General features: G+C 54.5%; 1 tRNA gene. It reads right to left on the bottom strand.

Annotation, left to right across the window (positions count from 1 at the left end):
* Positions 1-2: 2 nt before the first annotated feature.
* Positions 3-75, bottom strand: a tRNA-Ala gene (locus SB752_RS33305).
* Positions 76-233: the final 158 nt, after the last annotated feature.

Below are 233 nucleotides of genomic sequence, written 5' to 3'. Positions count from 1 at the left end.
GGTGGAGCTGAACGGGATCGAACCGATGACCTCCTGCTTGCAAGGCAGGCGCTCTCCCAACTGAGCTACAGCCCCATAGAGAAACCTCAAAAGGTGAAGCTTATGCTTCGTGGGTAATTCCGAATACTTTTCGAGGACCCCTCAGCAAAGCAATAGATGGTGGGCCTAGGCTGACTCGAACAGCCGACCTCACGCTTATCAGGCGTGCGCTCTAACCAACTGAGCTATAGGCC

Origin of the sequence: Brevibacillus sp. SIMBA_040, assembly GCF_046535075.1 — a bacterium.
Taxonomy (GTDB): Bacteria; Bacillota; Bacilli; order Brevibacillales; family Brevibacillaceae; genus Brevibacillus.
The sequence above is the reverse complement of the archived record's forward strand: the minus strand, read 5'-3'. Positions and strand labels throughout refer to the sequence as shown.